Genomic DNA, 23,679 nt, shown 5'->3' on the forward strand with positions numbered 1-23,679 from the left:
GGCCGCCGGCTGCTCGTGGGTCGACGGCGTGACGACCGACGGGAACCTCGTCACCGGACAGGCGTGGCCCGACCACCCCGAGTGGATCGCGCAGTTCCTCGACCTGCTCGGCACCGAAATCGACCACGACGCGCCCGCCGCGACGGCGGACTGACTCCCTCGGAGCCCCATTTTTAATGGCCGACCCCCGAGCCGTCGCCGTCAACGTCGCCGCCAACACGAACCAGCCCGGCTTCCGCGGGCCCGTCTACCCGGACGGCTCGTTCGCGTACGTGCCGATCCCCGAGTCGGCGGCGACGCTCCCGCGGGGGCGATTCCCGGTCGACGAGCCGCTCCCGACCTACGGCGACCTCGACCTCCCGTTCGCGGTACCGGCCGACCTGCGCGAGACGCCGGTCCACATGGACCCGGAGTTCCCCGGCGTCCACAGTTGCGACCGCGCGAGCTACGGCGACCCCCACGGCGTGAAGGCCGGCCGGATCGCCGACCTCGGCCCGGGCGACTGGCTGCTCTTCTACGCGACGCTGTCGCTGCGCCCGCACGGCTGGGGCGGGCCGAGCGGGACGGCGGCAGGCGGGGCCACCGACGAACTCCGACCGGACGACGACCTCGCGCCCGATTGGGGCGCGTACCTCTTCGCGGGGCTCCGCGTCGAGCGCGTGCTCGCGGTCGGCGACGGCGGGAGCGGAGGCGGCGGGTCCGGTGACGGCGGCGGCACCGGCGACGGTTCGACCGTCGACCGCGACGCGGCGGCCGCCCTCGCTCCGACCAACGCCCACCTGAAGCGCGATCCCTTCGACGCGCGGGTCGTCGTCGCCGGCGACCCGACGGCCTCCGGGCTCTTCGAGCGCGTCGTCCCCCTGAGCACCTCGGAGACCGGCGCGGAGGCGAACCGCCTCGTCACGGCGCTCTCCAGCGACTCGGGGAAGGGGCCGTGGTGGCGGCGACCGTTGGCGTTCGACGCCGACGCGGCGGCGACCCTCCTCGAACGCATCGAGCGGGCTTGAGACGGCGATCCGGCGGTCCGACGGAGAAACGAACAAATGTTGTGGCTATCTCGGATGCGATCTGTTCGCACATGCTTCCGGAACCGGCCGTAAGAACGGATCTCGCGGCGACTTACGAATGCTTCCCGCCGAATCAGCGGCCGAACGGGTTCGGCCGTCGCAATACTTGCGCGAAAACGGTTGCACCGCTCATGCTTGTCGGTTTCCGGAGTTATACCTTACAATAAAACCAAGAGGTATTCGATGTCAGATCTGAATGTCTCCCACGAATACTTCACGTGGAGACTCGTGCAGGACGTCGCGGAGGAGAACGGGTACTTCGAGGACGAGGGCGTCGACGCCGACCTCTCGTACTTCGCGCCGGGAACGCAGGACTTCGAGGGCGAGAACGCCTTCGACGCCGACTGGTGGGACGACATGGACGAGGACGGCGGCACCCACGGCGTCTGCGAGTGGAACGCGGTCCAGGAGGTCTCCGAGACCGACCGCGACATCGTCGGCTCCTACAGCGAGTGGGACCGCGTCGTCTTCGTCGACGCCGACGACGACGCCGAGACGATCGACGACCTGCGCGGCCGCTCCGTCGGGATCAACAAGTACGCCACCTCCTTCTACTCGATGCGCGAGATGCTCGAGAACGAGGGGTTCGAGGACGACGAGATCGTCTTAGAGCACGTCGGCGAGGCCGAGGACCGCTTCGACGCGGTGAAAGAGGGCGAGGTCGACTCCATCGCAGTGTTGGAGCCGTTCGTCACGCTCGGCCGCTACGACGAGGAGCTGAAAGAGGTGTTCGACGGCCCGTGCCGCGCCGCCATCACCACGCGCGAGCAGCCCGAGCCGGAGAAGCTGGAGGGGTTCCTCGCGGCGCTGAACCGCGCGGTCGCCGACATCAACGACGACCTCGCGGGGTACACCGACCGCTACGTCGAGCTGCTGGAGGACGAGGCCGCCGACAAGCCCGCATTCGACGACGTGAACTTCGAGCGGCTCCGCGAGGAGTTCGAGCTCCGCGAGTTCCTCCCCGTGCGCGCCCCCGACGAGAAGCGGATCGACGCGACTACGGACTGGATGCGCGACAAGGGGTTCGTCCCGGACGACGCCGACATCGGGACCGCCGAGGAGCTCGATAACGAGGGCGTGCTCCCGGACGACGAGGCCGAGTCCGAGGAGGACGAGCCCGAGGCGACGGCGGACTGATCGATGTCCCTCGAGTCCCGCCCGGCGACGGCCGACGACGACGGTGAGGAGTCCGACGTCCGGTCCGACACCCGGTCCGACTCCGCGTCCGCGGTCGGCGCCGACGCCGTCGGCACCGACCGTCACGCCGCCGACGCGGCGCCGATCGTCGCCAGCGACCTCACGAAGCGGTACGACGACACCCTCGTCTTCGACGGGCTCGACCTGTCGGTCGACCCCGGCGAGGTCTGCTGTCTCCTCGGCCCGTCCGGCTGCGGGAAGACGACCCTGCTCCACCTGCTCGCGGGACTCGAGGAGTCGACCGACGGCCGCGTCGAGATCGACGGCGAGGCGGTGACGGGCCCGGACTACCGGTGGGGCGTCGTCTTTCAGGACCCCCTGCTGTACCCGTGGCTCTCCGTGCGCGAGAACGTCGAGATCGGGCCGCGGCTCCGGGGCGAGGAGCCCGATCCCGACCGCATCGACGACCTGCTCGACCTGGTCGGGCTCGACGGGTTCGCCGACGCCGACACCGCGGACCTGTCGGGCGGGATGGCGCAGCGCGCGTCGCTCGCGCGGACGCTGGCGAACGAGCCCGAGGTGCTCCTCCTCGACGAGCCGTTCTCCGCGCTCGACCAGCTGACGAAGATGGAGCTGCAAGACGAGCTGTTGCGGATCGTCGACGAGCTCGGCGTCACCGCCGTGTTCGTCACGCACGACATCGACGAGGCGGTGTACCTCGGCGACCGCGTCGCGGTCATGGGACCGGTCCCCGCGGGCATCGAACACGTCGAGTCGATCGGCAGCGAGACGCGTTCGCGGGACGACGAGGCGTTCCTCGCGGAGCGGGCGGCGGTCTTCGAACGCCTGGAGGCGGTGGGACTCGAATGACGCACGATCACACGAACCACGACGACGACGTCGACCCCGACGTCGCCGCGAGCGCGCGAGAGCTCGTCGGCGGCGCCGGCTGGCGGAACCCCTCCGAGAAGGCCCGCACGAGCGGGCTCTCGCGGCGCGAGTTCATGAAGGAGTCGGGACTGGCCTCGCTCGCAGCGGCCGGCGTCGGCGCGACGGCCGGCTGCCTCGGCGGTGGCGGCGACGGCGGCGACGGCCCGCCGACCGCGGAGATCGGTTACCTCCCGATCACGGACGCGGCGCCCCTGCTGACGGGGTACGCCAACGACCACTTCGCCGACCACGGCGTCGACGCCGCGGAGCCGACCCTGTTCCGCGGCTGGTCGGATCTCGCGGAGGCGTTCCTCTCCGGCGCGGTCAACGTCGCGCACTTCCTGATGCCGATGACGGTGTGGATGCGCTACGGCGACGAGCTGGACGCGAACGTGCGGGTCGTCGCGTGGGACCACACGGACGGCTCCGCGCTGACGGTCCAGCAGGACGTCGACGAGTGGTCGGACCTGGGCGGCGGTACCGTCGCGGTCCCGTTCTGGTACTCGATCCACAACGTCATCCTCCAGATGGGGCTCCGCGAGCACGGGCTCACGCCCCGGACGGACTCCTCCGCCGACGAGGTGGCGGACGACGAGGTCAACCTCGTCGTGACGCCCCCGCCGGACATGCCCGCGGCGCTGGAGAACGGCTCCATCGAGGGGTACATCGTCGCCGAGCCGTTCAACGCGATCGGCGAGCTCGACGCCGGCGGGAAGATCCTGCGGTTCACCGGCGACGTCTGGCGCGAGCACGCCTGCTGCGTCGTCGTGATGCGCGAGGAGTTAGTGGAGTCGCGGCCCGAGTGGACGACCGACGTGATGAGCGGGCTCGTCGACGCCCAGCAGTACCTCCGCGAGAATCGGTCGGAGGCAGCGCAGCTGCTCTCCTCCGAGGGGAGCGGCCTGCTCCCGCAGGGGCCGGCGCCGATCGACCGCGCGCTCACCCACTACGACGACCACGAGCCGTACATAGAGTCGGGCGCGATCCAGAACGCCGACTGGGACATCGACCGGATCGGCTTCTACCCGTACCCGTACCCGTCGTACACGGAGGAGCTGGTGCGTCGCATGCGCGAGACGCGCGTGGAGGGCGAGGACACCTTCCTCGACGAGCTCGACCCCGCCGAGGTCGCCGACGACCTCGTCGCGTACGACCCCGTTCGCACAGCGCTGGAAGAGGCCGGCGGCCCGCCGGCGTTCGACGTTTCGGAGGACAATGGCTACGAGAGACAGGAGACGATACGGTTCTGAGCTGATCGGGGAGCGCGGCCGCCTGCTGCCGGCGGTCGGGCTCCTCGGCGGGCTCGCCGTCTGGTGGGCGGTGACGGCGCTCGGCAGCGGCATCATCACGAACTTCGCGCCGGCGGCGACGTTCGCGGTCCTCGCGGAGCTCGTCGTCTCGCCGGCGTTCTACGACCACGTGTTCGTCAGCGTCTACCGGTTCGGGATCGCGCTCGGCCTCTGCCTGACGGTCGGGCTCCCGATCGGGATCGTGGTCGGCTACTTCAAGGCGGCCGAGCGCGCGACGACCGTCCTGTTCCAGTTCATGCGGATGATCTCGCCGCTGGCGTGGTTCCCGATCGCCATCATCGTCTTCGGCGTCGGGACGCAGTCGGCGGTGTTCGTGATGTTCATGGCCGGCCTCTGGCCGATCGTGTTGAACACCGCCCACGGGATCGCGACCATCGACGACGACTGGCTCACGGTCGGCGAGTCGCTCGGCGGCGACACGCGCGCGCTGCTCCGCCGGGTCGTCGTCCCCGCGGTGGTCCCGGACATGCTCACGGGGATCCGCCTCTCGATCGGCATCCTCTGGATCATCCTCGTCCCCGCGGAGATGCTCGGGGTCAACACCGGGCTGGGCTACCTCATCCTCGACGCCCGCGACCGGTTCTCCTACGCGGAGATCCCCGCGATCATGCTGGTGATCGGCTTCATCGGCTTCTGGCTCGACTTCTCCGTCCGCCGGCTCCACGCCCGGTGGAACTGGGGGTAATCGGTCGCCTCCCTCCCGCGGCGGTCGCGCACGGCTATTTATGTATCGTGCCACCGTACTGACAGGCATGACCGACGACGATACCGACGACGCGAAGGCGGCCGAGACGACGGCCGACGCCGAGACGGGAACCGACCGCGACGCCCCCTCCCGGCTCGGCCGCGTCCTGCTCGGGGTCGGCCTGGCGGCGCAGGCCTCGGAGGACTTCCGCGAGATGGACGAGACGATCGAGTACGCGGAGTCGGCCGGCGTCCCCGCCCCCGATCTCGCGGCCCCGTTCGCGTCGGGGATGATGCTCGTCTCGGGGGTCGGGATCGCGCTGTGGCGAGCCCCCCGGATCACGACGGGCGCGGCCGTGACGTTCCTCACGGTCGTGACCGCGACGATGCACGACTTCTGGAACGCCGACGAGGACGACAGGAGCGGCGAGCGGCTGGCCTTCTTCGGCAACCTCGCGATGCTGGGCGGGGCCCTGGTGTTCCTGCGGGAGGCGTTCGAGTAGCGCGTCGCCGTCCGCCGCGGCCGCGACGGGAGCGCTCCTGCGTCGCCGCCGCGGTCGACGCCGACGCCGACCGCCTACAGATCGCCCGCGTCGAGCGGGTCCTCGAGCTGTCCCATCACCGCCTCCAGCGCGTCGGTCGCGGTGAGGAGCCCGACGATCTCGCCGTCCTCGATGACGAGCGCGAGCTCTTGAGACTCGGCCTGAAACTGGTCGTAGGCGTCGCTGATGTTCGTCTCCGGCGAGACCGTCACCGGCGGGGCGGCGATCTCCTCGAACGTCGTCTCCCCCGACCGGAGCTCCTCGAAGCGGCTCACGATCGAGGGCGCGTACACGATCCCCTCGAAGTCGTTCGGACCGTCCCCCACGAGCGGGAACCGTGTGTGCGGCGTGTCGCGAATCCGGTCGAGGTTCTCCTCGATCGACGCCTCGGTCGACAGCGAGACGACCTCGTCGGCCGGCGTCATCAGGTCCGCCACGCCGAGCTCGTCGACGGCGAGCGCGTTGAGGACCTCCTCGCGGCGCTCCTCGGGGAGCTCGACCTCCTCCATCATCGACCCGAGGCGGTTGCGGAGCTCCGCGCGCGTCTCCAACACCTCGCTTTCGGTCTCGGTCCACGACCCGGTCATCTCGACGCCGAACAGCCCGAGGGTGGCCTTCGCGACCCAGTCGCCGAACTTGATCAGCGGCGAGATGAGCCACGCGAACCAGTACAGCGGTCGCGCGCCGTACTCGGCGACCTGCTTCGAGCGCTCGACGCCGAGGTACGTCGGGGTCTGCTCGCCGTGCGTCAGGTGCACCATGTTGATGATGAAAAAGCCCAGCAGCGACCCGGCGCCGGCGGACGCGAGCGCCGTGTTCTCGAACAGGGGCGCGAACAGCGCCGCGAGCCCGGGCTCGGCGACGATACCGAGGGCGATACTCGTCCCGGAGATCCACACCTGACAGGTGGTGAGGTAGAACTCCAGGTCGTCCGTCATCTCCCACGCGCGCCGCAGTCCGGGGGTGTCGATCTCGGACTCCGGATACTGCCGGAGCCGCGTGAGGGCGAACTCGACCGCCACGAAGTACGCGTTGATCAGGATGAGGGCGACGCCGGCCGCCACGCGAAGGCCGATCTCGCCGGGAGTCATCGCTGTCGCGAGCGGGATCATCGTCCCCACGGTCCCGGCGCGCGATTGAAAAGCGTTGAGGGACCGAGCGGGCAAGCGCCGGTCTGGGGCGCGGACGGGCGCGCCGAGGCGCTACTCGTAGTCCTCGTACGTCGGGAGTCCCGACCCCTCCTCGGGCGGGAACTCCTCGACCGGCACGGTCGTCTCGTCGCCGCTCGCCATGTCCTTCACCGTGTACTCGCCGTTCTCGAGGTCGCGCTCGCCGACGACCACGACCGTCTCCGCGTTGATCGAGTCGGCGTAGCCGAGTTGGGCGCCGAACGAGCGACCGGAGACGTCGCTCTCGACGACGACGCCGTCGTCGAGCGCGCGGAGGTCGCGGGCGAGCGCGGCCGCCTCGCCGCGCGTGTCGCCCACGCTGAGCACGTAGTAGTCGGTCGAAAGCTCCTCGTCGGGCCAGACGCCGGCGCGCTGACAGAGGAGCTTGAGGGTGGCGTGGCCGGGGGCGACGCCGACCGCGGGGGTGGGTTGGCCGCCGAAGCTCTCGATCAGGTCGTCGTAGCGCCCGCCGCCGAAGACGGAGCGCGACACCTCGCCGGTGGAGTCGAAGCACTCGAAGACGACGCCGGTGTAGTAGTCGAGCCCGCGGGCGGTCGTCAGGGAGATCTCGCAGAACTCGCCCGCGCCGAAGTCGTCGGCCGCGGCGAGCACGTTCCGCAGGTTCTCGACCGCCGACTCGACCTCCTCGCCGCCGGCGTCGGCGACCGCGTCGAGGTCCGCGGGGCTGTCGACGTCCGAGATGAGATCGTCGAACTCGCGGGCGGTCGCGCGGTCGAGCCCGGCGTCGGAGAGGAGCCCGAGGTACTCGCCGTCGTCGACCTTCGCGCGCTTGTCGACCGCGCGGATCGCGGCCTCGGCGTCGACCGCGTCGGGGTCGTCGGCGAGCGCCCGGACGAGGCCGCCGAGGATGTCGCGGTGCGAGACGCGGAACTCGAAGTCGTCGCCGGTGAGCCCGAGGTCGGTGAGCGCGTCGGCGGCGACCGCCAGCACCTCGGCGTCGGCCTCGGGCGCCGACGAGCCGAACACGTCGATGTTCGTCTGGTAGAACTCGCGGAAGCGGCCCTGCTGGACCTGCTCGTAGCGCCAGAACGGGCGGGTGGAGACCCACTTGATCGGCTTCGACAGCTCCTGGCCCTTCGCGACGACCATCCGGGCGACGGTGGGCGTGAGCTCGGGGGTCATGGCGACGCCGCGGCCGCCCTTGTCCTCGAAGGCGTACAGCTCCTCGACGATCTCCTCGCCGGACTTGTCGACGTACATCTCCGTCCGCTCCAAGGCGGGGGTGGCGATCTCGCGGAAGCCGTACCGGCTCGCGGCGTCCTCGATCGCGTCGGTCACCTCGCGGCGGGCGGACTGCTCGCCGGGGTAGAAGTCGCGGAATCCCTTGAGACCGTCGTACATGCACGTCGCTTCGGCGAGCGCCCGCTTGAAAGCATCCTTTCGGGGCCGCCGGGCGGGCCGCGGTGCCGACCGCTCGCCGCTCCCGTCTCCTTCCCGCCTACTCCTCGCCGTCGCGCGTCGGCAAGTCCGGCTCGAACGCGGCCGCCTCGACCGCCATGTCGAGCACGTCCTCGACGTTCTCGTCCTCGGTGACGCTCATCGTCGCGTCGACCGACTCCGCCCGCACCGCCTCGAAGCGGTCGTGTTTGTTCGCCACGGTGAGGAACGGAATCGCGTCGCCGAACAGCTCGCGGACCTCCTCGCGCAGCTCCAACTGGACGTCGAGCGGGTAGCCGCAGTCGCCGGAGGGGTCGAGCACGAAGACGACGACGTCCGCGAGGTGTTCGAGGGCGCTGACCGCCTGCCGCTCGATGTCGTTTCGGTCCTCCTCGGGGCGGTCGAGCAGCCCGGGGGTGTCGACGATCTGGTACCGGACGTGGTCCCGCTCGAAGTGGCCGATCTGGACGCCGCGGGTCGTGAACGGGTACTCCGCGATCTCGTTGGAGGCGCGGGTGACCCGGTTGACGAACGACGACTTCCCGACGTTCGGGTAGCCGGCGATCACGATGGCCGGCTCGTCGGGCCGGATGTCCGGGAGCACCTTCAGCTGGTCGCGGGAGTCGCCGATGTAGCGCAGGTCGTCTTCGATCTGGTCCATCACGTCGGCCATGCGCGCGAACGCCTGCTTCCGGTGTTTGCGCGCGGTGTCGACGTCCGAGTTGCGGATCTTCGTCGTGTACTCGTCGCGCAGGTCCTCGATCTGCCGGCTGGCCCACATCACCTGCGAGAGCGCCTGCCGGAGGCGGTCGACGTCGACGATGGCGTCGGCGAGCTCGTAGTAGAACGGGTCGACGTCGAAGCCGAAGTCCGGCCACGAGACGACGACGTTCTCTAAGTTGTCCGAGAGCACGTTGCCCGCGGTCCGCAGCATCGACTCCTGCGCCTCGTGGCCGCGCTTCGCGCGTCCCGCGCGGGCCGCCCGCGAGAACGCCTTGTCGACGAGTTCCTCCGATCGGGGAGTCGTCGGGAGGCCCTCAAATATCATGTTGGCCCCTCTTGCCCACCGACGCGTATAAGACCGTCCGTTCGGCGACCGGCGCGACACGGCGGCACACGGTCGGACGCGGCGAGGTTCGGTAGCGGTGGCCGCGCCGATCGCGGGCGCCGCCGACCGACGCCGCGGGCAACGGCGATGAACGATCGTTATCTTTCTTGTGCATATTTCGAGTCATATTTATGCTTCAAAAGAATACAACCGCTCATGGCACGCTCGTTCACGCCCACGACGTTCGAGGACATCGACCCGGATCGCCGCCCGAGCCTGGCGGCGGCGCTGGTCCCGGTCCTCGCCGTCGTGGCGTTCCTCGGCATCGGCTCGGCCGTCCTCGGCCTCGACCCGCACGCGCCGCTCCTCTGGAGCATCGCCTTCGTCGGCGCCTTCGGCCTCTGGCTCGGCTACGACTGGGACGCCCTGTACGACGGCATCGCCAACGGGCTCGTGATGGGCCTGCAGGCGCTGCTCATCATCTTCACCATCTACGGGCTCATCGCGACGTGGGTGAGCGCCGGGACGATTCCGGGGCTCATGTACTTCGGCTTAGAGATCCTCACGCCGACGACGTTCCTCCCGGCCGCCGCGGTCGTCGCCGCGGTCGTGGCGTTCGCCATCGGCTCCTCGTGGACCACCGTCGGGACGCTCGGCGTCGCCTTCGTCGGCATCGGCGCGGGGCTCGGTATCCCGGACCCGATGACGGTCGGAGCCGTCCTCTCGGGGGCGTACGCCGGCGACAAGCAGTCGCCGCTCTCCGATACGACGAACCTCGCCGCCGGGGTGACAAACACCGACCTGTACGCGCACATCCGGCGGATGCGGACCGGCACCCTCCTCGCGTTCGGGCTCGCGGTGCTCGGCTTCCTCGCGCTCGGCCTCCGCGCCAGCGGCGCCATCCCCGCGGGCCGGATCGCGGAGATCCAGGGCGCGCTCGGCGGCACCTACGCGGTCACGCTGCTCGCTTTTATTCCGCTCCTCGTCACCTTCGGACTGGCGCTGCGCGGGCACGCGCCGCTCCCGACCCTCGTCGCCGGCGTCTTCGCCGGCGTGCTCACGACAATCGTTGTGCAGGGCGTCGGCTTCGTCGCCGCGTGGGACACCTTCATGTACGGGACCGCGCCCGAGTCCGGCTCCGAGCTCGTGAACGACCTGCTCGCGACCGGCGGGCTCACCGGCTCGGCGTGGACGATCACGGTCGTCGTCGCCGCGCTCGCGCTCGGCGGGATCTTGGAGCGCACCGGCGTGCTGGCCGTGATCGCCCACGCGTTCACCTCCTCCGTGCGCAGCCCCGGGGCGCTCGTCGCCGGGACCGGCGTCTCGGCGATCGTCATCAACGCGCTCACCGCCCAGCAGTACATGAGCATCGTGCTGCCGAGCGTCACGCTCCGGAACACCTACGAGGAGTTCGGCCTCGACACCGACCAGCTCTCCCGCGCGGTCGAGGCCGCGGGGACGCCGACCGGCGCGCTGTTCCCGTGGCACGCCGGCGCCGTCTACATGGCGGGGGTCACCGGCGTGCCGACGCTGGAGTACGCGCCGTACTACCTGTTCGCGTTCCTCTCGCCGCTCGTGTTGTTCGCCATGGCCGCGACCGGCTACTCGCTGAACGCGACGCCGACCGATGCGGGCGGTGTCGGCGCGGCGCCGGCGGCGACCGCTGACTCCGCCGCGACCGATGACGACTGACAGGACGGCGCCGGTGGCCGACTGACGGATCGACCCTTGTTTACGACGCGTTCTGCCCACTTTCGATGTCTTCAGTCCGGAAGCCGAAACGCGAGCCCGTACATCCGCCCGACGGATTCGGACCCGATCTCGCTCGCGAGGCGGCGAGCGGTCGCGGCCAGCGCGTCGCCCGCTTCACCCGGGTACTCCTCGGCCAGGGAGACGGCCTCGTCGGCGTGCGCGGAGACGTGGCTCTCGGTCCAGGGTACCGGCTCCAGGAGCGTCCGCTCCCGCTCGAACGCCCAGCCGTGCCCCGCGAGGAACCGCCGCAGGAACGCCGCCGGGTAGAAGGTGAGCGCCGGGCGGCCGCGGGCCAGCGCCGACGCCGCGTTCTCGACGGCGAACAGCTCGCGGATCGCGGCGTCGTCCGGGAGCGGGTCGTAGTCGTCGACGACGAGAGCCGCGCCCGGGGCGGCGACCCGCGAGAGCTCCTGGGCGACCGCCGACAGCGCCGCGGGGTCGAGGACGTTGCAGAGCCCGTGCGCGGTGATCAGGTCGACGGAGCCGTCCGGGAGCGGGACCGCCCGGAGGTCAGCCTCCAGCACCGTCAGTCGGTCGCCGCTATCGTCGCCGCCGTCGCTACTGTTATCGCCGCCGCTAACGTCTCCGCCGCCGACGCGCCGACGCGTCGTCCGCGCGTGGTCCCGGTCGTTCGTCACGGCGTACACCCGGGCGGCGCCGTTCGCGAGCAGGCCGGCGCTCGCGTTCCCGACGCCCGCACCGGCCTCCAGACAGCGCTTTCCGGCGACCGATCGGTCCTCGAGCGCGGCCGCGACCGTGTGCGGGACGTCCATCCGCCTCCCTCAGTGGTGCAGCTGCTCGGGGACCGGGCTGTCGTCGTGGCGCACGCGCTCGACCAGCGACCGCTGCGCGGTCGCGTCCATCCCGTCGTAGTCGTCGGCGGCCTCGAGGATCATGGTGACGAGCTTCGGGTCGCCGGCGCTGACGACGCTGGTGAGCCCCTGCGCGGCGGCGAAGTCGAACCGCTCGCTGATCTCGCCGGGCGCGGCGACCGGCCGGTACCAGTTCGCGAACGGCCGGTCCGCCTCGGGGAGCTCGTCCGTCGACGGCCACGAGCCGGCCGCGAACGCCTTGATCCCCAGCGTGCCCACGTTCTCCTCGTCGGCGCGAGCGAGGACCGCCTCGTAGTCGTACTCGTCGTCGTCCTTCCCGGCGACGACGGGATTCAGCGGAAACATCACCGACTCGAGGTCGTCGATGCGGTCGAGCGCGTCGAGGATGAGGTCGGGGTCGCCGTGGCTCGTCAGCCCGATGTGGTCGATCAGCCCCTGCTCCTTCGCCTCGCGGAACGCCGCGAGCGCGCCGTCGTCGCCCGTGAGCGCGTCGAGCTCCTCGTCGTACTCGAGCCCGTGCACCTGATACAGGTCGATCGTGTCGACGCCGAGGCGGTTCAGCGAGCGGTCGAGCTTGCGCCACGCGCCCTCGTACGTTCGCTCCTGTGTCTTGCAGCCGAGGAAGATCTCCTCGCGGTGCTGGCGGAGCTTCGGGCCGAGCTTCAGCTCCGCGTCGCCGTACGTCGGGGCCACGTCGAAGTGGTTGACGCCGTAGTCGAGGACGTGTTCGACCAGCTGGTTCGCGCCCTCCTGTTCGAGCCAGTTGAGCGCGATCGCCCCGAACGTCATGACGGTGCTGTCGTGACCGGTGTCGCCGAGCGGGCGGGTCTCCATACGTGGGCCATCACGCCCGCGCAGCATAACGGTTGCCGGCCGCTCCCCGGCCGCGAGTCGACCGGGGCGAGCGCCGCGCACGGCCCGGCCGGGGACGGTTCGCAGTTCGGTAGGTTTACCGCCGTCGACCCCCCGCCGTTCGAACATGAGCCTCGAGGTCGCCGTCGCCGTCCCGTTCAAACACCGCGCGAAGGAGCGGCTGGGCGAGGGCGAGTTCGTCGTCGCGCTGTCGCTCGACCGCGACTGGTTCTCGCCGGACCAGGCGAAGCGGCTCGTCGACGTCGCGGTCGGTCGCGGGCTGGTGGACGAGGAGGACGGCGACCTCGTCGCGCGGTTTGACCCCGACGACGTGCTCGTTCCGGAGGGGTTCACGCCGGACGAGTCGATCCTCCGCGAGCAGTCCACCTTCGAGACCGCCCTCGACGCCATCGTCGCGGCCGGGGTGGAGAAGCAGCGCGCCGTCGCCGCGATCAACGAGCGGCAGCGCGCGCTCGCGGTCACCATCGAGGCGGCCGCGGTCCTCGTCGCGAAGGAGCACGGCGCCGCGGTCGACCACCTCGCGCCCGACGTGCGCGAGGAGCTCGCTGCCGCCGGCGGCGACAGCGGCGACGAGAGCGAAGGAGGCGCGGACGACGACGCGGCGGCCGACGCCGCGGGTGACGCCTGATGGTCGCGGACCGCCTGACCGACGGCGTCCGGATCGGCCAGCTGCTCGCCTCGGAGGTGTCCGGCAACGAGGGACGCCTGCGCGACCTCGCGCTGGCCGACGCCGACCCCGACGTGGAGCCGACGGCCGACGGCGCGCTCGCGTACCGGATCGTCCGCGCGGTCGACGGCGACGTCGCCGAGGACGAGGCGGCCACCGCCGACGAGCGCGACGTCGCCGAGGTGTACGTCCAGCCCGACCGCGTCCGGATCGAGTTCGTCGGCGGGGGCGACGGAGCCGCGCTCCCCGAGGTCGCCGCCGACGCGGCCGACGAGGCGGGGCTCCGCGTCAGGCCGAAGGCGGTCCGGCCGCCGCGGACGCTGGTCTTCGTCGAGGACGGCGCGCAGGTGAAGCGCGCGCTGCCGGTGCTGGCGGCCGTCGTCGACACGATTTAAAAGGACTCCGCCGAATCGCGGCGACCGACGCCTCAGTCCGACCGCCCGCCGTCGCCCATCGCGACGTTGCGCGTTCCCGACGCCGACGGGTCGTCGGGCGACTCCCCGCCGACCTCGAACTTCCGGAGCAGCGCCCGGAGCCGCTCGGCCTGGTCCGCGAGCGAGCCGGCCTCGGCGGTCGCCTGCGACATCGCGGCGAGCTGCTCGTCGGCCGCCTCGCCGACCTCGTCGGCCTCGTCGGCGGTCGACCGGCTGATCCCCGCGACCTCCTCGGCCATCGACACCGTCTCCTCCGTGCTCGCGGCCTGGTCGTCGGTCGCCTTGCTGATCTCGCGGATGCCGTCGTCCGTCTCGGCGGCGTTGTCCGCCACCTCGGCGAACGCGTCGGCGGCGTCCCGCACCGCCTCGGCGCCCTCCTCCATGTGCTCCTCGGCGGTCCGGACCTCCGCGACCGTCGCCTGCGTCTGCGCCTGCGTGCCGGCGATGAGCTCCTCGATCTCCTGGGCCGCCTCCTGCGTCTCCTCGGCCAGCTGCTTGACCTCGTCGGCGACGACCGCGAACCCGTCGCTCCCCCCGCCGCCGCCGCCGGCCCGCGCGGCCTCGATGTTGGCGTTGAGCGCGAGCAGGTTCGTCTGCTCCGCGATGTCGCTTATCAGGTCGACGATCTCGCCGATGTCTTCCATCCGCTCGTCGAGGACCCTGACCTTCTCCGCCGTCTCGCCGATCGCGTCCCGCGACTCTTGGACGCTGTCGATCGCCTCGCCCGCGGTGTCCTGTCCCTCGTCGGCGATCGACGCGGTCTGTTGGGCCGCGTCGGCGACCGTCTCCGTCGAGGAGGCGACCTCCTCGATCGTCGCCGAGAGGTTGTTCATCTCGCCGGAGACCTGTTCGAGCATCTCGCGCTGGTCGTCCGCCCCCTCGGCGATCTCCTCGATCGACCGGCGCACGTCCTCGCTGCGCGCCTCGGCGGTGTCGACGCCCTCGACCGTCTTCTCGCTGGCCGCGGACACCTCGCCGGCGAACGACTGGACGTCCCGCATCGTCGCCTCGATGTCGTCCATCATCTCGTTGAACGCGGCGCCGATCTGCTCCATCGCCTCGCTCTCGCTGTCGGCGTCCAGCCGGACCGTGAGGTCGCCGTCGGCCGCGCGGTCCATCGTCGCGCTGTAGTCGTCGGCCTTCGTCTCGAGGTGCTGGTTCAGCCACTCGACCTCCTCGCGGCGCTGCTCGACCTCCGCCTTCGCCTCCTCGACGTCCTGGATCTCCGCCTTCTGCTCGGCGACGAGGTCGAGCTGGCGCTGCGCCTCCTCGCGCGACTTCTCGATCGAGTACCAGTTGACGATCAGCGCGCCGACGAGCCCGAGGACGAAGAACGCGTGAATACCCCCCCAGACGATCGGGTTCTCGATCGCCGCGGCGTGGTTGTAGACGAGGCTCGAATCGATCAGGCTGAACGCGCCGTGGCCGACCGCGACGTACCCGACGCCGACGGCGAACGGGACCCAGTCCTCGTACAGCGCGAGCACCGCGACGAACACGAAGAAGCTGAAGTGCGCCTCGATGTACCCGCCCGACAGCTTCACCAGCGCCATCGAGACGGTCATGAGGCTGAACGCCGCGAGCACCGTCCGCTGGCGGCGGCCGAGTCGAGACACGTTCGCCAGCGCCGCGGTGCCGAGGATGACGGCGGTGAAGCCGCCGAGCATCCACATCGGTGCCGCGGGGATCTGCGCCCCGGTGAACGACTCGGTCCCGCTGTACAGCCCCAACGCGATCAGGAACGGCACCTGCACCGCGATCGAGATCAGGATGTTCCGGTGGCGCGGCCGCCACATCTCCGTCGGCATCGAGGTGCCGTCCGGGATGTACCTGACGACCTCCCTGAGTTTCTCGCCTCTCCCTCGCGATTGGCCGGTCGTCGTTCCCGACGTGACCCCTGACTCTGCCATAGCGTCACCTCCACTAATTCCGGCAAAGAAGGTTCTCCCCCGAATATCCGTTCTGATACTCCGGCGCGCCCCGTTCGGTGAAAGGCGGCGGACTCGGCGGCCCTCGGGACGCGGCGGCACGGTCGATCGCGGCGTCGACGTCTCCGGTGACGCCACCCCTCGGGCGAACGGGTTTAAGACCGGCCGGGCCGCAGTACGGCCGTGACGCTCGATCCGATCCACGTCGAGAACATCGCGCGGCTCGCGTACGGGATCGCGGGCGACGTGGACACGACCGACCACGACGACCTCGCGGGGCGCGTGTGGCGCGACTGGCTCCCCGAGCTCCGCCGCGACGGCCGCGTCGTGATCGAGCCCGTCGGCGACCACGAGCGCCGGCTGGCCCCCGTCGACGACGCCGCCCTCGCCGAGCGCCCGTTCGAGACCGTCCACGGGCTCGATTCGGGCACGATCAACCCGACCACATTTAAAAACGGGCTCGTCGTCGACGTGGCCCACGCCGCGATGGCGAGCGAGCCGACGGACCTGGACCTGCACCGCGACCGAACCATCGTCGCGACCGTCCACGCCGGCGACTCCACCGCTGACTTCGACGACGACTGGCGCAAGCGCGACGACGGCCACACCCGCCAGCGCGTGCTCCACGCGCCGCGGGTGAACCGGTACGCCGAGGGGGTCGTCCACGCGCTTGCGCTGTACCTCGCCGAGGGGACCCACGCGCTCGACCACGCCGACGAGGTCGACGACCTGCTCGTCCTCGACGGCCCGATCTATCCCAAGGAGCTGTTCACGTGGGACGACCGCAACCCCGAGTTGGGCGCGCTCGCGCGCGAGGCGAAGCCCCGCGCGGTCGTCGAGAAGTACGTCCGGCTGGTCGAGCGGTTCGTCGAGCGCGACGTGCCGCTCGCCGGCTTCGTGAAGAACCCCTCCAGCGGCACCATCGTCCGCGCGCTGGGCCGGAAGGGCGTCGAGCCGCCGTGGCCCGACGACACCGCGCTGTTCACCCGGCTGTTGGAGCGGCGGGAGGCGGGAAGTCGTGCGGGCGGCGCCGCCGGCGGCGACGGCGACGATGCGGCCGGCAGCGCCCGCGGCGACCGCCTCGACGACGCGCTCACGTTCACCACGTGGTTCCACAGCCGCGGGGGCGCCGACGCGACGATGGCGGCCGACGGCGACGCGCTCGGGATCGACCGCGAGCTCGACCCCGAGCTGTACGAGCCGACGTTCACCGTCGTGTACGACCCCCGAACCGACGTGACCTACAAGCTGGAGGCGCCGTACGCGTTCACTCGCGACGCGGAGACCCGTGACCGGCTCACCCGACAGGTGCTCGCCGACGTGGCGACGACCCGGGGGCCGCCCGAGGCCGTCGCGAAGGCCGACGAGCTGGCGCGGATCGACGCCACGGAGAAGGCCGCGCTCCGCCGGAAGTTTGAGGAGCGGTTCGACAGCGACCAGCAGGCGACGTACGACGACCTGCGGTGGGGGAAGGCGCAGTTCTAACCCCGACCCGCCGACCGCGACTTATTTATAAATGAACGAGGCGGTCGGCGCGTGCCTCCGAGGCCGCCCCGCGGCCGAGGAGCGCGCGCGAGGGACGCGGCGACCGGAGGGAGCCGCGAGGCTGGGGAGGGGTGAGGCGCGGTTGCGGTGCGGGGTGGGACTCAAAGGGGCAGCCCGAGGCGGGCGCAGGCGACGAAAGCAGCGTGTCGCTACGCGCCACGGGCAGCCGGCGGCGGAGCCGCCGGCGACACCGCAGCGAAGGGGCGATAGCGACTGAGCGAGGAGCGCAGCAAGCGTGCGCCCGCCTCGCGGCTGGGGCTTTGGGAGTGTTCGCCGCCGTCCCGTTCTCAACTATCTGGCTCTGTTGAAATTCTCAATCGGTGATGTGTTCTTGGAGACGTGCTGAATACAGAGCGCGAGTCGATTAACACTTCTATCTAACACGACACCTCTTCGAACATATTTCGACAAAGTCTAAGAATTGGAACATACTTATCCTTACCAGCATGGCGTAAAATTAGTTCTAATCCCCAAAATGAATTAGAATCTCTCTCGATTGCTGAAAATATATCCTAGTGTAATGAGTGAGAGCGTCCCAAGAAATGCTTGGAGCATCACTACTATTTGAAGCAACATCCCAGTTGGTCGGAATGGGGGAGTCGTAGTGAAAGTAACCACACTATACGAGATCGTACGGACAAAACTATCCTCGATTCCTACTAACAAATAAATAACAGTTGGGAGAAAAAACAAACCTGCCATCCATTTACCGAGTTGGCTGGGTCGAACACCATAACCAGTGAGTTTCTCTGAGGCAAGACTCCCCATGTGGTCTTTACTGAACCGACCTTTAGTTTCTCTTAATTCGATACGACGTAAACGACGCTCATGGACATGGAACCTCCGAGCCTTGCTGACTAATCCATGATTGGCAAACGCGGATTTGAGATCGTGGTATGCCCGCGCGGTCGCATCCAGAGCGCTAGGCAAAAAGTTAGAACTCTCAAAGAGCCGCGTGCATTCTGTAGATCCGTCAACTGCGACGTTCGACAGTTTTGCATTTTGTAAATTAGCTTTTGATAGTCTAGCGCCCCTGAGATTTGCCTCATTCAGGTTAGCGTTCCTGAGATTCGCTCCGATTAGATTGGCGGCTTTGAGATTTGTGCGAGTCAGATCAGCACCTCTAAGATTTGTCTTGATCAGATCAGAACCACTTAGATTCACATCGGATAGTTTAGATTTACTGAGGTCCTTGCCACTCAGGTCGGCATCTCCGAGATTTGCTCCGGTCAAGTCGGTGTTTTTGAGGTCCAAGTTTGACAAATCGAAACTATCAATAAATTCGTCGGAGGGTCCCGATAGATCAACAGATGTTTCCTCCAGTTCAGCCCCGCTGAGATTCACCTCTGATAAATTAACACCGTCGAACGATGCTTCTGTTAGGTTTGAGTCACTAAGATCTGCCCCCGCCATCTCGGAACCGTTGAGGCATGCTCCGGTCAGATCGGATTCACAAAGATTCACATCGGTCAGGTCTGCGTCGGATAAATCTGCTTCTGTTAGATTGGTTCTGTAGAGGGACGCGCTGGTTAGCTCAGCAAATGTAAGATCCGAGTTAGATAGATTGGAATACCGGAGATCAGCTTTTGACAGATCAGCGTGATTGAGTTTTGCTTCTGAAATATCAGCACCTCTGAGATCTACACCAGACATATCTGCGTAGTCAAGGTCAGCTCCGGATAGGTTGACACCTCTTAGATCCTCGCCGGCTAGGTCAACGACATCGAGATCTGCTCCCGATAGATCAGCATCCTTGAGCTCTACTTCCGACAGGTTGACCCCGTCAAGCGACGCTTTAGATAGGTTTGATTTGCTGAGATTTGTTTCTGATACCTCGGCTTCGTTGAGGGATGCTTTAGTTAGATTAGAGTCAGTTAGGTTCGTATCTGTTAGATCAGTATGAGATAGATCAGCCTGTGACAGATTAGCTTTATACAGCGACGCGTCAACTAAGACGGCCTCACTTAGATTCGCACCACCTAGGTTGGCATATCGGAGGTCTACACCTGTCAGGTCTGTATTTCTCAAGTCCGCTCCTGACAGGTCAGCACCCCTCAAATCCGCATTATACAAGTCGCCTTTTCTGAGACTTCCATTTGATAGATTGGCGCCTCTGAGGTCTGCGTCGCGCAAGTTAGCAGTTGAGAGATCCGAATCAGTCAAATCAGCGTTTCGGAGAGATGCCTGATAAAATGAGATAGAATCCTGAAGTTCATTTCCAGCCAATATAGCTCCATCAAGTAATTCACCTCCTAAACGAATCTTGTCTTGTACTTCAGGGATGATTTTTGACTGTTTGAATTCCTCAATTGTTTTTGAATCAACTGCTTCAGGCTGTAAGTGCCACACACATCTCTCCGTATTCCCAACTGTATCACGGTAACAGCAGCTCTGATTTTTTGGGTCGTCACCGACTTCATATTCCTCAGGCCAAGTATAGCCACACTTATTTTCAGATTCTTCCCCCATACGTAGCTGATACACATCTAATTACATGAATTATACTGTCACGAATTTTTGACTTAAATTCATACCATTCGTAGCTGTTGCCCTGAAGCTCTCAACGGCTGTAATCACAAGGGTGCTGACAAGCTGATTTATCCGTAATGCTGTGAATTCATTAGTGATCGAATACTGTGTGGATCCTCTCTATCTCGCACCGCATCACTGACAGAGATCTAGAAGATATCGGAGGCGCTGCTGCATACAGCGCGCGAGTCGGTCGCGCAGTTCAAACGATTCCAGCGAACCAGAGAACCGTATAGGTCAACGCCAGAATAGACAGGACGATGCCGACGATACCGAGGAGACGCCCTTGCCGTTCGCTTATACCTATCTTTGGAACTGGTACGTAATCATTCTACTGCCGACACAGTCACCCTGCTGCATACACGCTCTGTATCTCGCACGTCGATTCTATCAGTTCTTAAGGATTTCAACAGAGCCAACTAATTATAAGTGAGCGGCTGGGACTTCGGGAGCCTTCTCGTCTCATATCGACTGCGCGAGCAGCACCACGTAGATGACGGCATTATAAACGCCGTGCGCGAGCCCGGGCACCACCACGTTCTCGGTGTGCTCGTAGAGGGCGCCGAGCACCGCGCCGAGCACGACGACGACGGCGACGTACGCCCACCGCTCGCCGAGCGACCCCGAGACCGAGGGGAGGTGGACCAGCCCGAACACGAGGCTCGCGAGCAGGATCGCCGGAACGGCGTCGAACGCGCGCCGCAGCCCGCCCTGAACGACCCCGCGGAACAGCGCCTCCTCCACCGGGCCGACCACGAACAGCGACACGGCGACCATGACGAGGTAGTACGTCACCGGGTCGCCGTCGGGCACGACCGCCTGGTTCTGCCCGGTCGTGAGCCCGATCTCCCCCAGCACGAATAAGGCGCCGTACTGGAACACGAACAGGGCCACCCCGCCGCCGAGGACGAGCCCGGCGTCACGGAGCGTCGGCCGCGAGACGCCGACGAGCCCCCACTGGTCGGTGATCGCGAGGTAGCCGACGACCGCGACCAGGAAGCCGGCGAACTGGAGCAGGGTCCGGAGCACCTGCAGCCCGGTCGTCCCCTCGCCCACGAGCCCGAGCGAGACGGCGAACTCGGAGACGGGCGTCGTCACCGCGCTGGCGACGAACAGCGCGAGGAGGACCGCGAACGCCGCGCTGGCGACGCGGAGGATCCGGTTCAGCGGTTCGGACTGCGTCTCACTCATCGGCGGGCGTACGGCTCGCGGCGGTTTATCGCCACCGGAAGGCGACGCTCATCGCGCCGGGACTCGCGCATGGATCGCCGACGGGACTCGCGCCAGGGCTCGCGCGCGGTTCGCCGACGGCTCACCGCTCGACGCGCAGCTCGCGCTTGTCGGCCACGGCGTCCGCCTCGGGGAAGTCGCCGCCGCCGAGCAGCCCGCGCGCCGCCTTCTTCCCCCACTCGACCGCGGGCTGGGTGAACGTCGAGACGCTCGCCAGCTCGCCGTACAGCACGCAGGCGGCCTCCATCGCGTAGAGGAGCTCCCCGAGGCTGCGCTCGTCGACGCGGTCGATCTCGACGCGCAGGTTCGGCACGTCGGCGGCCGCGAGGCTTGCCTCGGTCGCCTCGAACTCGGCGTCCAGTAAGTCGCCGAGCGACGAGCCGCCGAGGTACGCGAGCCCGTCGAGGTCGGTCTCGGGGATCGGCGTCTCCGCGCGCTCGGTCGGGCGGATCAGCGAGACGAGCTTGTCAGGCGGGCCGGCGCGGTACAACTGCAGCTGGGAGTGCTGGTCGGTCGCGCCGAGCGCCCGCGCCGGGGTCTGGCCGAGCCCGTCCTTGCCGAGGCTCTCGGCCCACAGCTGCGCGAACCACTCCGCGAACGTCTCCAGCGACTCCGCGTACGGCATCACGGCGTTCGTGAGCGCGCCGCGCTCCGCGAGCGCGTACGTCGCCGCGCCGTAGGCGTACGCGGGCGACTCGAACAGCGACCCCGAGAGGGACTCCATCCCGTCGCGGCCCCCCGCGAGCACGGCCTCGATGTCGTGGCCCTGCAGCGCCGGCACCGCGAGCCCGACCGTCGAGAGCGCGGTGAACCGCCCCGGCACCCCGGCCGGCACGTCGAGCGCGGGGAGGTCGTGGTCGTCGGCGAGCGCCCGGAGGTTCCCCGCCTCGCCGGTCGTCACGAGGGTGCGCTCGGTCCAGTCGACGCCCGCCTCGGCCATCGCCTCGCGGACGACGAGGAAGTTCGCGAGCGTCTCCGCGGTCGTCCCGGACCGCGAGACGACGTTGACGACGGTGTCGGCGAGCGGGAGGTCGTCGAGCAAGGCGTCGACCGCGTCGGGGTCGACGTTGTCGAGGAAGTACGCGTCCACGTCGCTCTCGAGGGCGTTCGAGAGCGTCGCCGCGCCGAGCGCGCTCCCGCCGATCCCCACGGTGAGGACGGCCTCCGGGCGGTCGAACCGGTCGGTCGCCGCGCGGATCGCCTCCGCGTCGGTCGTCTCCGGCAGGGTCAGCGCGGCGTAGCCGAACTCCTCGTCGGCCATGCCGGCGGCGATCCGGTCGTGCGCGTCCGCCACGCGCTCGTCGAGCCGCTCCAGCGTCTCGTCGGTGAGTCCGGGCGTCGTCTCCAGTGCGTTGCCGAGGTCGACGTTCATACCTCCCTACGCGGGCGACCGAGGCTTAAAACCGGTCGTCTGCTCTCTCAATCCGCCGGAATCACCGACTCGTCGTCGCCGAGCGCGGGCCGACCGAACCACCGGTCGAACGCGAGCGGGCCGGAGCCGAGCGTGAAGACCGCCGAGGCCATCCCGAACAGCGCCACGTGGGCGAGGACGGGGTCGTCCGGGAGCCCGAACAGCGTCGTCGTGAACAGCACGAACGAGAGCGCTGCCGCGCCGCGGGTGAAGAAGCCGGCGATCAGCGCCAGCCCGACCGCGATCTCGGTCACCCCGGCGCCGACGACCCACAGCCCGGGGTCGACGGGGACGACCGACGTGAGGTCGTACTTCTCGACGACGAGCAGCGCGCTGCCGGGGTCCGCGAGCTTCTGGACGAGCCCGAGGTAGACGAACGTGACGCCCATCCCGACCCGGAGGACCGTCGGGACGTACCGCCGGAGGGGGGCCGCCGCCGCGTCGAGGAACGACTTCAGGTGATGGACGGGGTCGATCCGGCCGTAGTACGACCCGGGCGTGCTCGCGACCGCGAGCAGCATGTCGTCCGCGCTCGGCCGGCCGCCGCCGAGGATCGCCAGCGCGACCAACACCGGGACGTACTCCATCGCGAGGACGACGCCGGGGTCGACCGCGAGGAGGACCCACGCGTACGCCAGCAGGCCGATCGCCGAGGCGATCCGGGTCGCGAGCCCGAAGAGGACGCAGAAGCCGAGCCCGATGAACAGCACGCGGAGGAGCGGGCTCGACCCGGTGTCGAACGAGAGCGTCGGCGCGAACAGGTACCCCTGGAAGCCGGCGCCGACGAGGGGAAGCCCGACGGAGAGCCGCAGCATCCACGGCACGAGGTCGCCGTAGCCGGCGAGCGTCTCGCGCAGGACGACGACGTCGACGATCGTCGGGCGCACCCACAGATACGCGGCGATCCCGACGACGGCGAGGAGGCCGGAGCCGCCGAACACCGCCGCGTTGAGCGGGTCCGACAGCACCTCGGCGGTGAACGCGATCGCGTCGAGCGGATCGCCCGACCCCTCGGTGACGTAGTCGACGTGGGCCGCCGCCGGCCGCGCGGCGAGCGTCGCGACCAGGGCGAACGCGGCGGCGGCGATCGACCGGGAGCGAAGGGACATACCCTGTTTAGGGACCGGACGCACCTAACGGTATTTCTTCACGAACGTTCGAAAGCGACCGCAGGACGGCCGAGTCCGCGGAG

General features: G+C 68.4%; 20 protein-coding genes and 1 pseudogene. 11 read left to right on the forward strand and 10 right to left on the reverse strand.

Translation table 11 applies throughout. The annotated features are described in order from the left end of the window. The 7 genes and pseudogenes from B4V06_RS02295 to B4V06_RS02325 all read left to right on the forward strand — a co-directional run. Positions 1 to 154: pseudogene (locus B4V06_RS02295) on the forward strand (protease); the annotation flags it as partial. A gap of 22 nt (positions 155 to 176) precedes the next feature. Then, entirely contained in the window at positions 177 to 1,007 is an 831-nt protein-coding gene (locus B4V06_RS02300; RefSeq protein ID WP_498167148.1) for an Nmad3 family putative nucleotide modification protein, read from the forward strand. A 243-nt stretch (positions 1,008 to 1,250) separates the two neighbouring features. Beyond that, on the forward strand, positions 1,251 to 2,204 hold the full coding sequence (locus B4V06_RS02305; protein WP_123113109.1) for an ABC transporter substrate-binding protein: 954 nt from the start codon (positions 1,251 to 1,253) through the stop codon (positions 2,202 to 2,204). Between the two features lie 3 nt (positions 2,205 to 2,207). Continuing rightward, entirely contained in the window at positions 2,208 to 3,074 is an 867-nt protein-coding gene (locus B4V06_RS02310; RefSeq protein ID WP_123113108.1) for an ABC transporter ATP-binding protein, read from the forward strand. Then, positions 3,071 to 4,384 carry an ABC transporter substrate-binding protein gene (locus B4V06_RS02315; protein ID WP_123113107.1) on the forward strand — a complete coding sequence of 438 codons (1,314 nt, stop codon included), beginning with the start codon at positions 3,071 to 3,073 and terminating at the stop codon, positions 4,382 to 4,384. The genes B4V06_RS02310 and B4V06_RS02315 overlap by 4 nt, the downstream gene beginning before the upstream one ends. Continuing rightward, on the forward strand, positions 4,350 to 5,129 hold the full coding sequence (locus tag B4V06_RS02320; protein WP_123113106.1) for an ABC transporter permease: 780 nt from the start codon (positions 4,350 to 4,352) through the stop codon (positions 5,127 to 5,129). Before B4V06_RS02315 ends, B4V06_RS02320 begins: the two co-directional genes overlap by 35 nt. 67 nt (positions 5,130 to 5,196) lie before the next feature. Further along, the gene (locus B4V06_RS02325) at positions 5,197 to 5,631 is read left to right on the forward strand and encodes a DoxX family membrane protein (RefSeq protein WP_123113105.1); all 435 of its coding nucleotides are present in this window, start codon (positions 5,197 to 5,199) and stop codon (positions 5,629 to 5,631) included. A 74-nt stretch (positions 5,632 to 5,705) separates the two neighbouring features. On the opposite strand, the gene B4V06_RS02330 is transcribed toward B4V06_RS02325, so the two are convergent. From B4V06_RS02330 to B4V06_RS02340, 3 genes are all read right to left on the reverse strand, one after another. After that, positions 5,706 to 6,782, reverse strand: coding sequence for a CNNM domain-containing protein (locus tag B4V06_RS02330; protein WP_123113104.1), 1,077 nt, complete (start codon positions 6,780 to 6,782; stop codon positions 5,706 to 5,708). 90 nt (positions 6,783 to 6,872) lie between these two features. Further along, positions 6,873 to 8,201: a histidine--tRNA ligase gene (hisS, locus tag B4V06_RS02335; protein WP_498167153.1), complete on the reverse strand. Its 1,329-nt coding sequence runs from the start codon at positions 8,199 to 8,201 to the stop codon at positions 6,873 to 6,875. Positions 8,202 to 8,298: 97 nt separating this feature from the next. Next, positions 8,299 to 9,285: an NOG1 family protein gene (locus tag B4V06_RS02340; RefSeq protein ID WP_123113102.1), complete on the reverse strand. Its 987-nt coding sequence runs from the start codon at positions 9,283 to 9,285 to the stop codon at positions 8,299 to 8,301. 216 nt (positions 9,286 to 9,501) lie between these two features. On the opposite strand from B4V06_RS02340, the gene arcD reads away from it, so the two are divergent. Further along, the gene (gene arcD, locus B4V06_RS02345) at positions 9,502 to 10,977 is read left to right on the forward strand and encodes an arginine/ornithine antiporter ArcD (protein ID WP_123113101.1); all 1,476 of its coding nucleotides are present in this window, start codon (positions 9,502 to 9,504) and stop codon (positions 10,975 to 10,977) included. 71 nt (positions 10,978 to 11,048) lie between these two features. Here the strand turns inward: arcD and B4V06_RS02350 are convergent, their stop codons facing one another. Beyond that, entirely contained in the window at positions 11,049 to 11,810 is a 762-nt protein-coding gene (locus B4V06_RS02350; RefSeq protein ID WP_123113100.1) for a class I SAM-dependent methyltransferase, read from the reverse strand. A gap of 9 nt (positions 11,811 to 11,819) precedes the next feature. Next, positions 11,820 to 12,704: an aldo/keto reductase gene (locus tag B4V06_RS02355; protein WP_123113099.1), complete on the reverse strand. Its 885-nt coding sequence runs from the start codon at positions 12,702 to 12,704 to the stop codon at positions 11,820 to 11,822. Positions 12,705 to 12,849: 145 nt separating this feature from the next. On the opposite strand from B4V06_RS02355, the gene B4V06_RS02360 reads away from it, so the two are divergent. Both B4V06_RS02360 and B4V06_RS02365 read left to right on the forward strand, forming a co-directional pair. Continuing rightward, positions 12,850 to 13,371 carry a DUF2240 family protein gene (locus B4V06_RS02360; RefSeq protein WP_123113098.1) on the forward strand — a complete coding sequence of 174 codons (522 nt, stop codon included), beginning with the start codon at positions 12,850 to 12,852 and terminating at the stop codon, positions 13,369 to 13,371. Beyond that, positions 13,371 to 13,805: a DUF7993 family protein gene (locus tag B4V06_RS02365; RefSeq protein ID WP_123113097.1), complete on the forward strand. Its 435-nt coding sequence runs from the start codon at positions 13,371 to 13,373 to the stop codon at positions 13,803 to 13,805. The genes B4V06_RS02360 and B4V06_RS02365 overlap by 1 nt, the downstream gene beginning before the upstream one ends. A gap of 32 nt (positions 13,806 to 13,837) precedes the next feature. On the opposite strand, the gene B4V06_RS02370 is transcribed toward B4V06_RS02365, so the two are convergent. Next, positions 13,838 to 15,652 (reverse strand): methyl-accepting chemotaxis protein, encoded by a 1,815-nt coding sequence (locus tag B4V06_RS02370; protein ID WP_255212584.1) that lies wholly within the window; start codon positions 15,650 to 15,652, stop codon positions 13,838 to 13,840. A gap of 303 nt (positions 15,653 to 15,955) precedes the next feature. Between B4V06_RS02370 and B4V06_RS02375 the strand changes: the two genes are divergently transcribed. After that, a complete protein-coding gene (locus B4V06_RS02375) occupies positions 15,956 to 17,257 on the forward strand; it encodes a DNA double-strand break repair nuclease NurA (RefSeq protein WP_498167159.1) in 1,302 nt (433 codons plus the stop codon). A 540-nt stretch (positions 17,258 to 17,797) separates the two neighbouring features. Here the strand turns inward: B4V06_RS02375 and B4V06_RS02380 are convergent. From B4V06_RS02380 to B4V06_RS02395, 4 genes are all read right to left on the reverse strand, one after another. Next, positions 17,798 to 19,786, reverse strand: a complete 1,989-nt coding sequence (locus tag B4V06_RS02380; RefSeq protein WP_123113094.1) for a pentapeptide repeat-containing protein — start codon at positions 19,784 to 19,786, stop codon at positions 17,798 to 17,800. A gap of 522 nt (positions 19,787 to 20,308) precedes the next feature. Beyond that, a complete protein-coding gene (locus tag B4V06_RS02385; protein ID WP_123113093.1) occupies positions 20,309 to 21,037 on the reverse strand; it encodes a CPBP family intramembrane glutamic endopeptidase in 729 nt (242 codons plus the stop codon). Positions 21,038 to 21,158: 121 nt separating this feature from the next. Beyond that, the gene (locus B4V06_RS02390; RefSeq protein WP_123113092.1) at positions 21,159 to 22,448 is read right to left on the reverse strand and encodes a phosphoglucose isomerase-related protein; all 1,290 of its coding nucleotides are present in this window, start codon (positions 22,446 to 22,448) and stop codon (positions 21,159 to 21,161) included. Between the two features lie 47 nt (positions 22,449 to 22,495). Continuing rightward, a complete protein-coding gene (locus B4V06_RS02395; protein WP_498167164.1) occupies positions 22,496 to 23,596 on the reverse strand; it encodes a DoxX family protein in 1,101 nt (366 codons plus the stop codon). Between the last annotated feature and the right edge of the window lie 83 nt (positions 23,597 to 23,679).

This window comes from Halorubrum sp. B53, assembly GCF_059752395.1.